The 14,616-nt window shown below is 53.7% G+C and carries 10 protein-coding genes and 1 tRNA gene; 7 read left to right on the top strand and 4 right to left on the bottom strand.

Translation table 11 applies throughout. The features are described from left to right. Window positions 1-5: 5 nt before the first annotated feature. Window positions 6-1,370: a cell envelope integrity protein CreD gene (gene creD / locus ACGS9J_RS20645; RefSeq protein ID WP_442232634.1), complete on the top strand. Its 1,365-nt coding sequence runs from the start codon at window positions 6-8 to the stop codon at window positions 1,368-1,370. A gap of 43 nt (window positions 1,371-1,413) precedes the next feature. Here the strand turns inward: creD and fldB are convergent, their stop codons facing one another. Then, on the bottom strand, window positions 1,414-1,932 hold the full coding sequence (fldB, locus tag ACGS9J_RS20640) for a flavodoxin FldB (RefSeq protein ID WP_442232633.1): 519 nt from the start codon (window positions 1,930-1,932) through the stop codon (window positions 1,414-1,416). Between the two features lie 107 nt (window positions 1,933-2,039). Here fldB and xerD point away from each other — a divergent pair, with 107 nt between their 5' ends. From xerD to ACGS9J_RS20610, 6 genes are all read left to right on the top strand, one after another. After that, entirely contained in the window at window positions 2,040-2,939 is a 900-nt protein-coding gene (gene xerD / locus ACGS9J_RS20635) for a site-specific tyrosine recombinase XerD (protein ID WP_442232632.1), read from the top strand. 27 nt (window positions 2,940-2,966) lie between these two features. Further along, window positions 2,967-3,683: a bifunctional protein-disulfide isomerase/oxidoreductase DsbC gene (gene dsbC / locus ACGS9J_RS20630; protein ID WP_442232631.1), complete on the top strand. Its 717-nt coding sequence runs from the start codon at window positions 2,967-2,969 to the stop codon at window positions 3,681-3,683. Between the two features lie 6 nt (window positions 3,684-3,689). After that, window positions 3,690-5,423 (top strand): single-stranded-DNA-specific exonuclease RecJ, encoded by a 1,734-nt coding sequence (recJ, locus tag ACGS9J_RS20625; RefSeq protein WP_442232630.1) that lies wholly within the window; start codon window positions 3,690-3,692, stop codon window positions 5,421-5,423. Window positions 5,424-5,589: 166 nt separating this feature from the next. Beyond that, window positions 5,590-6,688, top strand: a protein-coding gene (prfB, locus tag ACGS9J_RS20620) for a peptide chain release factor 2 (protein ID WP_442232629.1) whose coding sequence is annotated in 2 segments (ribosomal slippage) — window positions 5,590-5,664 and window positions 5,666-6,688 — 1,098 coding nt in all. Because the reading frame shifts where the segments join, the coding sequence is not laid out codon by codon here. A gap of 9 nt (window positions 6,689-6,697) precedes the next feature. Then, the gene (gene lysS, locus ACGS9J_RS20615; protein WP_442232628.1) at window positions 6,698-8,215 is read left to right on the top strand and encodes a lysine--tRNA ligase; all 1,518 of its coding nucleotides are present in this window, start codon (window positions 6,698-6,700) and stop codon (window positions 8,213-8,215) included. Between the two features lie 169 nt (window positions 8,216-8,384). Continuing rightward, window positions 8,385-8,458 (top strand) — tRNA-Gly (locus ACGS9J_RS20610). A 17-nt stretch (window positions 8,459-8,475) separates the two neighbouring features. On the opposite strand, the gene ACGS9J_RS20605 is transcribed toward ACGS9J_RS20610, so the two are convergent. From ACGS9J_RS20605 to ACGS9J_RS20595, 3 genes are all read right to left on the bottom strand, one after another. After that, window positions 8,476-8,898: a hypothetical protein gene (locus tag ACGS9J_RS20605; RefSeq protein WP_442232627.1), complete on the bottom strand. Its 423-nt coding sequence runs from the start codon at window positions 8,896-8,898 to the stop codon at window positions 8,476-8,478. A gap of 209 nt (window positions 8,899-9,107) precedes the next feature. Then, window positions 9,108-9,737: a helix-turn-helix domain-containing protein gene (locus ACGS9J_RS20600; RefSeq protein ID WP_442232626.1), complete on the bottom strand. Its 630-nt coding sequence runs from the start codon at window positions 9,735-9,737 to the stop codon at window positions 9,108-9,110. Window positions 9,738-10,214: 477 nt separating this feature from the next. Continuing rightward, window positions 10,215-14,468: a transporter substrate-binding domain-containing protein gene (locus ACGS9J_RS20595; protein WP_442232625.1), complete on the bottom strand. Its 4,254-nt coding sequence runs from the start codon at window positions 14,466-14,468 to the stop codon at window positions 10,215-10,217. Window positions 14,469-14,616 lie beyond the last annotated feature (148 nt).

Here is a 14,616-nt window from a genome sequence, read left to right as displayed (position 1 = left end):
CAGCGATGATGAAATCGGTACTGTTTTGGAAAATAGCCACCCTGCTGGGATTGATGATTTTGATGATCATCCCAGTGACGCAGTTAATGAATGTGATTGAAGAACGCAGCGGCTACCGCCAGAGCGTGGTGGGGCAGGTGAGCGAAAGCACCAGCCGGGCGCAGCGCATTTTGGGGCCACTGATTGTCATTCCTTACACCGAGCGGGAGGAGAAGACTGACGACAAGGGACAGAAAGTGGTGCAAATGGTCCGGCATCATCGCTATCTGTTGCCGGAGAATCTGCAGGTTAACGGTAAGCCGAACGTGGAAGTGCGCAAGTTGGGGATTTACCAGACCCAGGTGTATCAGGGGCCGCTGAAGTTTCAGGTGAAATTCGGCCAGCCGGATCTGAGCGATCTGCAACGCAGCAATGTCGTTATTGGGCAACCTTTCCTGCTGGTGTCGCTGAGCGACTCTCGTGGTATCAAGAGCATTTCGCCGCTTACCAGTGCGCAGTCGCAGACGACCTTTGAACCGGGCACCCAGGTCAACGTTTTGCCGCAGGGTATTCATGCCCCGCTGACGCTGGCCGCGCTGCAGAAAACCGGATTGGATGCCGATTTCACCCTCACGTTGGCAGGCACCAGCAGCCTGTCGTTGGTGCCGCTTGGGCGTAGCAGCGAATTGACGTTGCAGAGCAACTGGCCGCACCCGAACTTCCTCGGTACCTTCTTGCCGGACGAGCGTAAAGTGACGGAGAAAGGCTTTAGCGCGCGTTGGCGCAGTACCTGGTTCGCCAACAATATCAACAGTGCCTTCCATTACGACGACGGGATCCTCGATGAGGACAAATTGCCGACTTTCAGCACCAGCCTGATTGAACCCGTAGACCATTACCAACTGACTGAACGCGCGGTGAAATATGCGGTGCTGTTTATCGGCCTGACGTTTATGGCGTTCTTCCTGTTCGAAACCCTGACCGGCCTGCGGGTGCATCCGATCCAATACTTGCTGGTGGGGGCGGCGTTGGTGCTGTTCTACCTGATCCTGCTGGCGTTCTCCGAGCATTTCGGCTTTGCCACCGCTTATCTGCTGGCCAGTATCGCCTGCAGTGGGCTGATTGCCTTTTACCTCAGCGCGGTACTGCGCGGCCGGTTGCGTGGTGCATTGTTCGCCGCCAGCCTGCTCATGCTGTATGGCGTGTTGTACCTGCTGCTGCAATCGGAAGATAACGCGTTGGTGCTGGGCGCGGGGCTGCTGTTTGCGATTCTGGCGGGGATTATGCTGTTGACACGTAAGCTGGACTGGTATCAGGTGGCCGATCCGGCCCGTCTGAGCGGCGAAGCGCCTGTCGGAGAAGAGGAAAGCCGCTTCCGGTTGTGGAAATAAGCGGGGGATTGGGCGCGGTCATGATAAACCGCGCCCAAAGGCATTACAGCAGGGGTTCCATCTCCAGCAGGATCTGTTCACACCACTGTTGCAGGCGGTCTTCGCTCATGTCGTATTGGTTTACATCGTCCAGCGCCAGGCCGACAAAGTGTTTGCCGTCGGCGCTCAGTGGTTTGGGGCTGGTGAATTCGAAGCCCTCGGTCGGCCAAAAACCGATAAATTGCACGCCGAGCGGAGCGATATGATCGTGCAGCATGCCGAGCGCATCCAGGAACCATTCACCGTAACCGAGCTGATCGCCCATGCCATACATGGCGACGATTTTTCCTTTCAAATCCAGCGTGGTCAGCTGTGGCCAAATCGCCTCCCAGTCTTCCTGCAACTCACCGAAGTCCCAGGTTGGCATGCCGAGGATCAGGATGGAGTACTCTTCCATCAGCTTGGGGGAGACGTCTTTCAGGTTGTGCAGGTCGACCAGGTCTTCACCCAGAATCTCACGGATTTTTTCTGCCGCCATCTCGGTGTAGCAGGTGCTGGAGCCGTAAAACAGACCAATCTTCATGTGTAAACCGTTTATATTGCCGTAGGTAGAATTGCGCCGAGTATACCCGATTTGTCCCGGTTTAAGGCATAATGCCTGTGGCATAAACGTAACAAAGAGAGGACCACGTGCAACAGCAAGATCATGCGTTGATTGAGCAATTCCTGGATGCGCTGTGGCTCGAACGCAATCTGGCAGAAAATACGCTGGCCTCTTATCGGCTGGATCTGCAGGCGCTGGTCGCCTGGCTGAACCATCAAAATATCCCGCTGTTACAGGCGCAGGCGCTGGATCTGCAGGCGTTTCTTGCCGAGCGTGTGGAGGGCGGTTACAAGGCCACCAGCTCCGCGCGTTTACTGAGCGCCATGCGCCGCCTGTTCCAATACCTGTACCGCGAAAATAGGCGCACCGACGATCCGACCGCGTTGCTCGCTTCGCCGAAGTTGCCGCAGCGGCTGCCGAAAGATCTCAGTGAAGCGCAGGTTGATGCGCTGCTGCAGGCGCCGTGCGTCGATCAACCGCTGGAGCTGCGCGACAAGGCGATGCTGGAAGTGTTGTACGCCACCGGATTGCGGGTCTCCGAACTGGTTGGGTTGACCATCAGCGACGTCAGCCTGCGCCAGGGCGTGGTACGGGTGATCGGCAAAGGCAACAAGGAACGGCTGGTGCCGCTGGGTGAAGAGGCGGTGTACTGGATTGAAAATTATCTGGAGCACGGCCGCCCGTGGATGGTCAACGGCCAGGCGCTGGACGTCTTGTTCCCCAGCAACCGTTGCCAGCAAATGACCCGACAGACATTCTGGCATCGTATCAAACACTATGCGATCCTAGCGGGCATTGACAGCGAGCGGCTGTCGCCGCATGTGTTGCGCCACGCGTTTGCCACCCATTTGCTGAACCATGGGGCCGATCTCCGTGTCGTACAGATGTTATTGGGGCATAGCGACCTCTCGACTACACAAATTTATACGCATGTAGCGACCGAAAGACTTAAACAGCTACATCAACAGCACCACCCGCGTGCCTGACGCGCCGGGTTCAAAAGGATTGGAAGAATGAAGAAAGGTTTAATGCTGCTCTCTCTGCTGGTGGCTTCTGTGACCGGCGCGGCCCATGCCGACGATGCGGCAATTCAAAAAGCGCTTGGCAGCCTGGGCATCCAGCAGGCGGACGTACAGCCTTCACCGGTGAATGGCCTGAAAACCGTGCTGACCGATAACGGCGTGCTTTACGTGACCGAAGACGGCAAACACATTCTGCAAGGCCCACTGTACGACGTCAGTGGCAAAGAGCCGGTTAACGTCACCAACCAACTGCTGACCGGCAAATTGGAAGCGCTGAAAGATCAGATGATCGTCTACAAAGCGCCAAAGCAAAAGCACGTGATTACCGTGTTTACCGACATCACCTGCGGCTATTGCCACAAACTGCATGAGCAGATGAAAGAGTATAACGATCTGGGCATTACCGTCCGCTATCTGGCGTTCCCGCGTCAGGGGCTGAACTCCCAGGCCGAGAAAGACATGCAGTCCATTTGGTGTACCGCCGATAAAGCCAAGGCTTTTGACCTTGCGATGAAAGGCGATGCGGTTTCCCCGGCGACCTGTAAAACCGACATCAGCAAACACTACGCGCTCGGCGTGCAGTTCGGTATTCAGGGCACCCCGGCGATCATTCTGGAAAACGGCATGATGATCCCAGGTTATCAGGGGCCGAAAGAGATGGCCGCCATGCTGGACGCGCATCAGACCGCAACCAAAACCGGTGGTTAATCGCCGGTGAGCATCAAAACACAACTACGCCGCCGTGCGGCGACGGACGACAGTCACCTGCCCGCCAGCCTGCATCCGCTACTGCGCCGTTTATACGCGCTGCGCGGCGTGAAGGCTGAGCAGGAGCTGGAGCGCAGTGTCAAAGGCATGCTGCCCTGGCAGCAGTTGGACGGCATTGACGCCGCCGTGAGCATTCTGCAACAGGCGTTGGCCGCGAGTCGCCGCATCATTGTGGTGGGCGACTTCGACGCCGACGGCGCCACCAGTACCGCACTGACGGTGCTGGCGCTGCGCAGTATGGGGGGCAGCGCTGTCGATTATCTGGTGCCGAATCGCTTTGAGGATGGCTACGGCCTTAGCCCCGAAGTGGTGGAGCAGGCGGCGACGCGCGGCGCAGAATTGATCCTTACCGTGGATAACGGCATTTCCTCCCACGCGGGCGTTGATGTGGCACATGCCAAAGGTATGCAGGTGCTGGTGACCGATCACCACCTGCCGGGTGAAACCCTGCCGGCGGCGGAAGCGATCGTTAACCCTAACCTGCGCGGCTGCGAGTTTCCCTCCAAATCCCTGGCCGGTGTCGGGGTGGCTTTCTACCTGATGCTGGCGCTGCGTGCCCGGTTGCGTGACAGTGGCTGGTTTGAACAGCGTGCGCTTACGATGCCAAATTTGGCGGAGCTGCTGGATTTGGTGGCGCTCGGCACGGTTGCCGACGTGGTGCCGCTTGACGCCAACAACCGTATTCTGGTGTATCAGGGCCTGAATCGCATTCGCGCCGGCAAGTGTCGGCCGGGTATTCGGGCGTTGCTGGAAGTGGCGAATCGCGACGCGCGCCAGTTGGCAGCCAACGACCTCGGTTTTGCATTGGGCCCGCGGCTCAATGCTGCCGGGCGGTTGGACGACATGTCGATTGGTGTGGCGCTGCTGTTGAGCGACGACATTGCGCAGGCGCGCATGCTGGCCAACGATCTGGATGCGCTCAACCTGACACGGCGCGAGATTGAACAGGGCATGCAGGTCGAAGCCCTGCAGCTGTGTGACCAACTGGAACGCAGTAGCACCGCCTTGCCGTACGGGCTGGCGATGTATCATCCTGAATGGCATCAGGGCGTGGTGGGCATTCTGGCCTCTCGCATCAAGGAACGCTTCCACCGCCCGGTGATCGCGTTCGCTCCGGCGGGCGAGGGCATTTTGAAAGGTTCAGGCCGTTCGATAGCCGGTCTGCACATGCGCGATGCGCTGGAGCGGCTCGATACGCTGAATCCGGGGCTGATGATGAAGTTCGGCGGCCATGCGATGGCGGCCGGATTGTCGCTGGAAGAGGCCAAATTCGACGAGTTCCGCCAGCGCTTTGGCGATCTGGTGGGGGAATGGCTCGATCCGGCGATGCTGGAAGGGGTGATTTGGTCTGACGGAGAGCTGGCGGTGCAGGAGCTTTCGCTGGAAACCGCGGAGCTGTTGCGCGAGGGCGGCCCTTGGGGGCAGGCATTCCCGGAGCCGACCTTCGACGGCACGTTTCGTATTTTGCAGCAGCGGCTGGTGGGAGAGAAGCACCTGAAGCTGATGGTCGAACCGCTTGGCGGCGGCCCGCTGCTTGACGGTATCGCCTTCAATGTGGACACCACGCTGTGGCCTGACAGCAGCGTGCGTGAGGTTGAACTGGCCTACAAGCTCGACGTCAATGAGTTCCGCGGCAACCGCAACGTGCAGTTGTTGATTCAGCATCTCTGGCCGCGTTGATTCGCACCGCTATGAAGCCGGGGTTGGCATGTCTTGCCCCGGCCACATTTCTTGCCCACAAAAACTGAGCAACTCGCTATAAACTGAAGCCTGGATCCGATAGAATTACCGGTTCCAATGGCATTTCGCCATCGACGACATCTAACGTAAAAGAACGCTAAAAACCATGTTTGAAATTAATCCGGTAAAAAACCGTATTCAGGACCTGTCCGAGCGGACTGCCGTTCTTAGGGGGTATCTTTGACTATGATGCCAAGAAAGAACGCCTAGAAGAAGTCAACGCGGAGCTGGAACAGCCTGACGTCTGGAACGAACCCGATCGCGCACAGGCGCTGGGTAAAGAGCGTGCGGCGCTCGAAGCCATCGTTGAAACCATCGACCAACTGGAGCAAGGCGGCGAAGACGTCACCGGCCTGTTGGAACTGGCGGTTGAAGCTGAAGATGAAGAAACCTTTAACGAAGCCGTCATTGAGCTTGATCAACTGTCCGCCAAGCTGGAGCAATTAGAATTTCGTCGTATGTTCTCAGGTGAATACGACAGTGCTGATTGCTACCTGGATATCCAGGCAGGCTCCGGCGGTACCGAAGCGCAAGACTGGGCCAGCATGCTGCTGCGCATGTACCTGCGCTGGGCCGAAGCCAAGGGCTTTAAAACGGAAGTGATTGAAGAGTCCGACGGCGACGTCGCGGGGCTGAAATCCGCCACCATCAAGATTATCGGCGACTATGCGTTTGGCTGGTTGCGTACTGAAACCGGCGTGCATCGCCTGGTGCGCAAGAGCCCGTTCGACTCCGGTGGCCGTCGTCATACCTCCTTCAGTTCGGTGTTTATCTACCCGGAAGTGGAAGACGATATTGATATCGACATCAATCCGGCGGATCTGCGTATCGACGTGTATCGCGCTTCCGGTGCGGGTGGTCAGCACGTAAACAAAACCGAGTCGGCGGTGCGTATTACCCACTTGCCGACCAACATCGTAGTGCAGTGCCAGAACGACCGTTCTCAGCATAAGAACAAGGATCAAGCGTTTAAACAGCTGCGAGCCAAGCTGTACGAGTTTGAGATGCAAAAGAAAAATGCTGATAAACAGATGATGGAAGACAACAAGTCTGACATCGGTTGGGGCAGCCAAATCCGTTCATACGTGCTGGATGATTCCCGCATCAAGGATTTGCGCACTAACGTTGAAACGCGCAACACGCAGGCCGTATTAGATGGCGACCTGGATAAATTCATTGAGGCAAGTTTGAAAGCCGGGTTATAAGGAACAGAAATGTCTGAGCAACAACCACAAGGCGCCGATCAGGCGCTGGATCTCAATAACGAGTTGCAGTCACGCCGTGAGAAACTGGCTGCGCTGCGCGAGAACGGCATTGCGTTCCCGAATGATTTTCGTCGCGACACCACGTCAGACAAGCTGCATGCAGCGTACGGCGAAAAAGACAACGAAGAGCTGGAAGCGCTGGGTGTAGAAGTCACCGTGGCCGGCCGCATGATGACACGTCGTATCATGGGTAAAGCGTCATTTGTCACGCTGCAGGACGTTGGCGGTCGTATCCAGCTGTACGTTGCGCGCGACGATCTGGCGGAAGGCATTTACAACGAGCAATTCAAGAAGTGGGACCTGGGCGACATCGTTGGCGCACGCGGCAAGTTGTTCAAGACCAAGACCGGTGAGCTGTCCATCCACTGCACCGAACTGCGTCTGCTGACCAAAGCCCTGCGCCCGCTGCCGGACAAGTTCCACGGCCTGGCGGATCAGGAAACCCGTTACCGCCAGCGTTATCTGGACCTGATCGCCAACGACGAATCGCGCAAGACCTTCAAGGTGCGTTCTCAGATCATGGCAGCGATGCGTAACTTCATGGTGGAACGTGGCTTCATGGAAGTCGAAACCCCTATGATGCAGGTGATCCCCGGCGGAGCTTCTGCACGCCCGTTCGTGACGCACCACAATGCGCTGGATATCGATATGTACCTGCGTATCGCGCCAGAGCTGTACCTGAAGCGTCTGGTAGTAGGTGGTTTCGAGCGCGTGTTCGAGATCAACCGTAACTTCCGTAACGAAGGCGTTTCTCCGCGTCATAACCCAGAGTTCACCATGATGGAACTCTATATGGCTTACGCGGATTACAAAGATCTGATCGAACTGACTGAATCTCTGTTCCGTACCCTGACCCAGAACGTACTGGGCAATACTCAGGTGCAGTACGGCGATGAAGTGTTCGACTTCGGCAAGCCATTTGAAAAGCTGACCATGACCGAAGCGATCAAAAAATACCGTCCGGAAACCGATCTGGCCGATCTGGCTGACATGGGCAAAGCGGTGGCCATCGCTGAATCCATCGGCATCAAGATTGAGAAGAGCTGGGGCCTAGGTCGCGTTGTGACCGAGATCTTCGAAGAAGTGGCGGAAAGCCATCTGATTCAGCCGACCTTCATCACCGAGTACCCGGCGGAAGTGTCGCCGCTGGCGCGCCGTAATGATAACAACCCGGAAATCACCGACCGCTTCGAGTTCTTCATCGGCGGCCGTGAAATCGGTAACGGCTTCTCCGAGCTGAATGACGCAGAAGACCAGGCGCAGCGTTTTGCTGACCAGGCGAATGCGAAAGACGCCGGCGATGACGAAGCGATGTTCTATGACGAAGACTATGTCACCGCGCTGGAACATGGCCTGCCGCCGACGGCGGGTTTGGGTATCGGTATCGACCGTATGGTGATGCTGTTCACCAACAGCCACACCATTCGTGACGTGATCCTGTTCCCGGCCATGCGCCCGCAGAAATAACGTTTCGCAGAGTGGATATCAACCGGTGCAGGTAACTGCGCCGGTTTTTTTTGCCCGCGGGGCAGGATGTTAAGGCCATTACTGCTAACTGCTTAAAACATCAGCAGTTACGCGCTATCTCCGCTTGCCCGGCGAGGATAACCGGTTATAATGACTGCCGCACACCGATGCGGGTGTAGTTCAATGGTAGAACGGCAGCTTCCCAAGCTGCATACGAGGGTTCGATTCCCTTCACCCGCTCCAAGTTCAACCCTCGCCAACTATCTGTGTGACAGTATCTTTCTCCTGACAAACCTTTTCACTTCCAGCAAAATGCTTTGAAAATTAAATTTGGCCGAGGTGCTTTCATCCGGTAAATCGGAATCGCTTTTTTGCAACTCCTTCCGATTGTTCTTCAGTGCGTTGTCATCTCCCGCAATGGTCCGCATGCGCAGCTTGGACGCCTGCTGATACTTAACATTTCCCCGGCTCAGGTTGTTGGGCTCATCTAGCTGTGCCATGCCGCTGCTGTCGCTCAATCGTTTTTGATTCCCTCCGTCTGCCGACTCATCCTGAGAGTCTGGTACCGAGTGTAAAAGCGCGGGAAGGGCAGCGTTAATTGCTTTTGAGAATGAGGGCAGCAACGCCAGTACCAACAGCAGCATGCTGGTCAAACCAAGCACAGTCGCGCGGTTTGGGATCACTTATCTGTACCTTTCCGCTCACTTTGGCCGGCTTTTCGCTGTTCTGGCGTTGAGTCATCCATGACCCTCAATTGGCCTTTGTTCGGGTAGCCAGAGAACCCGATACATGGCGTTTTTAACCGAATAGAGAACAGCGTCTTTCTTTTCATAGTTAGCCTGGTTGTGGGGGGAAGGACGATTGAGAGTAATGAAAGTTTCCCCTGACGGGGTTACATCGGTACATGTTTACCAACGTCTTTTAACCCACCGCACAGCAGCCAAAAATGCAGTTCGGCATTGCGCTTAAAGTTAAGCTTTCTCATTGCGTTACGTTTGTGTTGGCTAATGGTCTTTTCGCTGATTTTCAGTTTTCGCGAAATCGAAATATTGGGTAAGCCTAAGGAAAGATAATGAATAACTTCATATTCCCTGCTAGAGAATTGGGCGAATCGGGACGCGTTATCAACATTATAACGATTTCGTTTATTTTGAATTACCTTGGTGAAAATAACGCGGTCGATAGTTTCAAATAACGCCTCTACGCTTTTTTTGCGAGAGATATGAGTGAATTTTTTTCTGCTGGCCGTACTGACAGGGGAGGACGTTACCCGTACATCATCGATCAAGAAAACCAATGGACAATGGATTTTTGCTTGTGAATACAAGTAATAAGGTAGGGTGCTTTCGCTTGGATTCGCTGCCAGGAAGATGATGTCAGCCGTTCTGTATTCGAAGGTATTCTCAGTGAAATGTACATTCACATTTTTTGAACGGAAGTAGATCTCCAGTGCTGACTGAATGCCATTTACAAAATAGCGATTTTTATCCGATAAAAATACGGTTATCGATTCTCTGATCATAATCGGTTCCTTCCCATAAAATGGCATTGTAAATGCCAGTATTAATGCTGACTTATCATCAGTTAACACGATTGAAGAGAGTTATGAATGATAAGCCTGATCCATGCTTTTGTTGGATGATCATATCGTGAATTATGATATATATGGATATGATTTTTCAGTTAACCAATAAAACGGAGTTTTACGTTTGTTTTTTTATTTCTTTCGATGGTTGAACTGGAAAAGTATTTATTTGTAATACAAGAGTAGAGTTTTATTTGTTGGTATATGTTTAAGGTGTTGTTTGTTCTTTGGTTTTTTTTATTTATTTTATTGATGTTATCAATAATCATGTTGTTTAAAGCAGGTAGTCTTCTGAGTGGATCATGGATGTCACAGTCAGCAGACTGTTGGTAGAAAGCCCGCAACCCCATATTACCGGTCATAATATCTTTATGTATTCGTTTGGCTATGCCTTGGCCATCGCCTTTTTTGCCGCTATAACATATGTAATTGCAGGATCAACTGCTCAATAATCTGTTTAAAATCTTGCACAGCGTCGGCAAGGTTAATATCCCCCTGGTGTAGCCTGGTTTCCAATTCTGTGGCCAGTTCGACCAACATATGGCAATCAAGCGCAGCCAGATCCAATGCCAAATGGCGCACGATCAACGCCTGCTGCACTGCGGAGTGGCTGCTGACTAGCTGGTGCAATCCATGGTCCAGATTGCCTAGCATCATACCTATGACCACTCTGGTTTTTTCTTCTGAACCATAACGTTGATTCAAAGAAACCATATCTAAGTTGAGCAGGGGAGCCGGGGCGGTAGACGTGAATGCCGCTGTGGTTACCGTTTTGGGCGTAAGGAGGCGGGTTAGGATCTCCTTCAATCCTTTAATATCAATGGGTTTTGTCAGGTAGGCATCCATACCGGCGGCAATACACTGATCTTCCTGTTCTTCCAGTACGCCGGCCGTCAGCGCGACAATCTTCAGCCTTGGCCCCTTATTCGCCGCCTCTTTCTTGCGGATCAGGCGACTTAATTCCAGGCCATCAATATAGGGCATATGGCAGTCAATAATCGCCAGGCCATAATTTGTGTTTTCTATGGCCTGTAAAGCCTGTTGTCCATCCTCAACAATGTCAAAACAATAACCCAGTATTTGCAGCTGGTGTTTGATCAGTTCCCGGCTAATCGGGTGATCTTCGGCGACCAAAATCAGGCTTCCGTTCGCCAGAGCATGTTCACGGCTCAGGGTGATATCTGCGGTAGCCACTTCTGTTGGCGCACTGACGTTCACCGCGTGTTTTTTTTGCTTGATTAATAAGGTGGCGCAAAGGTTTTTAAGTCTTTCCCACGATAAGGGCGTGACGCCAAGAATATGTAAATTTGCGGCATTGTCCGGCCGCGGTTTTTGACTCAGTGCGATCACGTTTTCCCGGGCGGTGGCCGGTATTGCAAGATTTTCCAGCGTGGCCTCCTCGATAAACAGCAGGTCGCAGCCGGCGATGACAAGCGCAGGCGACTGCGTGCCGGATATACAGGTGACGGTGATGCCTAACGCCAACAGCATTTCCCGCAGATTCTGGCTGATAACGGTGTCATCACACCAGAGAGTGGCGCGTGTGCCCAACAACCCTGGTAACGCCGGTGAAGGGGCATAGACGTCGAAGCAGACATCTAAACTGAGGGTCGTGCCTTCGCCAGGCTGGCTGAGCATGGTGAGATCACCGTTCATCTGCTGCGCCAGGCCTTTGGAGATTGCCAGCCCTAAGCCGGTGCCACCAAAACGACGGGTGGTGGAAGCCTCGGCCTGCTGAAAAGACTGGAACAGCTGTTGCTGCATATCCGCAGGAATGCCGATACCGGTATCGACCACGCTGAAGCGCAACTTCTGCCGGCTCTTCTGATTGCTGAGGAGAACCAGCTGCAACGTAATGTGGCCCGCGCGGGTAAACTTCAGTGAGTTACTGAGAAAATTCATTAAAATTTGGCGCAACCGGACCGGATCGAACATCAGTTTTTGCGCGATCTGGCTGTCGAGATACAGGTGCAATGTCAGATTTTTTTTCAACGCTTGTAAGCTGAGGGTTTGCATCAGTTCTGACAGAAATCCCCGGATATCCATCGCCAGATTTTCCAGTGATACCTGGCCCGCCTCTAACTTGGAAAAATCAAGAATATCATCAATCACTTGGGTTAAATGCTGTGCGGAGCTTTGCACAGTAGCCAGCATTCTGTTTTGCTCGTCATCCAACCGTGTTCTTTCCAGCAGCTCCAGCCAGCCTAGAATGCCGTGTACCGGGGTGCGGATTTCGTGGCTCATGGTGGCCAGGAAGGTGGCTTTGGCTCGGGCTGCGGCTTCAGCCTTGGTTTTCGCCTCGAACAGCGCCCGTTCCTGGTGGCGGGATTGGGTAATGTCTTCAAAGTAACCGCCCCACAGTACATCGCCGTTGTTTTCGCGTTTGCCCCTGCCTGAATTGACGCGGATCCAGCACGAGTTATTTTTTACCTGCATGCGGAATTCGCACTGGAAAGGGGCCAGTGTGCCCTGCATGCGAATTAAACTCTCCTGTAGCATTGGCAGATCTTCGGCGTTGACCCGCTGATGAAAACTCTCGTGGTCCGCCATCATGGTTTCGGCAGATAATCCGAAGGTGGCTTCTGCGGCACCGGCCACGTAGGTAAATCGCATATCGCCATTCACCGAAAGGCAGACTTGAAACACGGTCACCGGCAGCGATTCGGTAATGTCGGTCAGCAAGGCTTCCGAAACCAACGCTCGCTCTTCAGAGCGGCGGATATCGGTGACGTCAACCAATACGGTAACGCTGCCGCCGAGTCCCCCATCGGTACTGAAGAAGGGTTTAAGCCAGAATAATCCTTCCCGTAATTCTCCTTTGGCATCGGCATAGCGTAACGAGCGGTGAATGCCTTCTTCAGCCGATAGAGCCGCACGGTTTTCCGGCTCACGCTCCAGCGAGACGATAGCGTCTATATAGCCACATTCTTCCGGCGTCTTGCCCAGCATGTGTGCAGGCGCGTGGCCGGTCAGCTTTTCAAAAGCGCTATTTACCGCGATATAACGATCGTTGTGGTCTTTGCCTAATACCGGAAACGGGATGGTTTCCAACAGCGCGTGCTGAAAGCTGAGTTGGTCGGCTAGGGTAATCTGTGCGCGCACCCTTTGGTGAGTCTCTTTACGCAACCGCCAATAGGCAATGATAAGCAATGCCATGATAAAACCGACGGCTAATATTGCGGGCAGGATTTTCCTGACGATCACCAGAAGATCGGCGTTTTCGTGGAATGTGATAGGGAACCAGGCGCTGCGGATCTGCTCTTTGCGTGCGGTAGTGATATTGGCTAAAGCCTGGTTGATCAAAGGAATGACATAGGCGTACTTTTTCGTGACCGCAACCGCCAGCTCGGCATAGTAGCCGGTCGGTGCCGCAACCTTTAAAATATCAGGATATTGCTCGGTAATGATCCGATCGGTGACCACCAGATTACCGATGTAGGCGTCCACCTGGCGATCGGCCAACAATTGGAGCCCTTGCTCGGCGGTATCGGTATGAACCAGGGTCAATTCGGGGTTTTTGCGTAACAGGGTTGGAATAGGCTCCGCATCTTCGGACAAGGCTACTCGCGCTTTGCCGAGGCTCTCGATACCTTCGATATTACTGGTTTCTTTACGGGTGGCGATCATCAGCGGGAAGCGTGCATAGGGTTGGCTGAATGCCAAAAACTGCATGCGTTCCTCGGTTGGCGGCAAACCGGGAACCATATCGATCTCGCCCTCTTTTATCATTTTCATCAATTCGTTTAGAGAACGAACCCTGACGCGCTCGGTTTTAAGCTGCAGTTGGCGACGAATGAGATCGAAATAATCTTCTACCAGTCCGCTGGGTTCACCGTGCTGATTACGAAAGGAAAACGGCGGGTAGGATTCCAGGTTGCTGACCTGCAAATGAGGCAACTGATTTAGCAATGTAATTTGATCGGGGGAGAGATTGATACGTTCCGACCTTAGCAAGCGGGCGGAGTAGGGGGCGACCCATTTTTCAAACAGTGTTTGCTGCTCGCGCCATCCCATGTCTGTAATCGCGATATCGAACGCGTTGGCCAGCAATTGGCTGTCACGGGGGAAGGCAAATCTCAGGGTTTGCAACGGCAAATAAGCATTGCCCACGGTTCGGAAGGTTTCGCTTTTGTTGAGTGCGATATAGTAGCGAATAGTGTAGCGATTACCGATAAAGACATCCGAATCGCCTTTTTCGACACTGATCATCGCGGCCGTCTGGTTGGCAAACTCGTGCAACCGGATTGCCGGGTAAATATCCGGGATCAGTGCCGCCTCCGGTGAACCGGCAACGACAGCTACCGAGGCTTTGACCAGATCTGAATGATCCAGGATATGGCGGTTGTCGCGGGCGCTGATAATGATCAGATCATTATCACCATAGGGTTGGCTGTAGCGCAGGTATTTGGCGCCGGAGAACGTCGGGGACATGTTCATGACCAGGTCGATCTCGCCCCGTTGCAGCGCCTGCATCATGTCCAGACGATTTTGATACTCTTTAACCTTTACGGTTAATTTCAGCCGACTGGTCACTTCGTTGAGGACATCCGGCGCAAACCCGGTTAATTGGTTTTTGACCCTGTCTTCCAGCGGAGGTAGCCCGCCGTCATAACTGCCGACGCGCAGTTCCTGATGTGACCTAAGCCACTCTTTTTCGTCAGGAGTCAATTCTGCTGCGTGAATAGCGGGCATCGCCAGCGTAAAAAGGGTTAATGCCAGAAAAAAAATAAGGCTAACTGAGATATTTTTGCGTCCCAGGAAAAACATAATGGCTAGGTACTTGTTTACTAACAAAAAAACCTCCTGTTCAACAGGA

It is taken from the genome of Serratia quinivorans (assembly GCF_052113645.1).
GTDB lineage: Bacteria > Pseudomonadota > Gammaproteobacteria > Enterobacterales > Enterobacteriaceae > Serratia > Serratia quinivorans_B.
The sequence above is the reverse complement of the archived record's forward strand: the minus strand, read 5'-3'. Positions and strand labels throughout refer to the sequence as shown.

Coding starts and splice junctions, on each gene's coding strand:
- dsbC (WP_442232631.1), top strand. CDS start 2,967: ATGAAGAAAGGTTTAATGCTGCTCTCTCTGCTGGTGGCTTCTGTGACC.
- lysS (WP_442232628.1), top strand. CDS start 6,698: ATGTCTGAGCAACAACCACAAGGCGCCGATCAGGCGCTGGATCTCAAT.
- fldB (WP_442232633.1), bottom strand. CDS start 1,932: ATGAAGATTGGTCTGTTTTACGGCTCCAGCACCTGCTACACCGAGATG.
- creD (WP_442232634.1), top strand. CDS start 6: ATGATGAAATCGGTACTGTTTTGGAAAATAGCCACCCTGCTGGGATTG.
- ACGS9J_RS20600 (WP_442232626.1), bottom strand. CDS start 9,737: ATGATCAGAGAATCGATAACCGTATTTTTATCGGATAAAAATCGCTAT.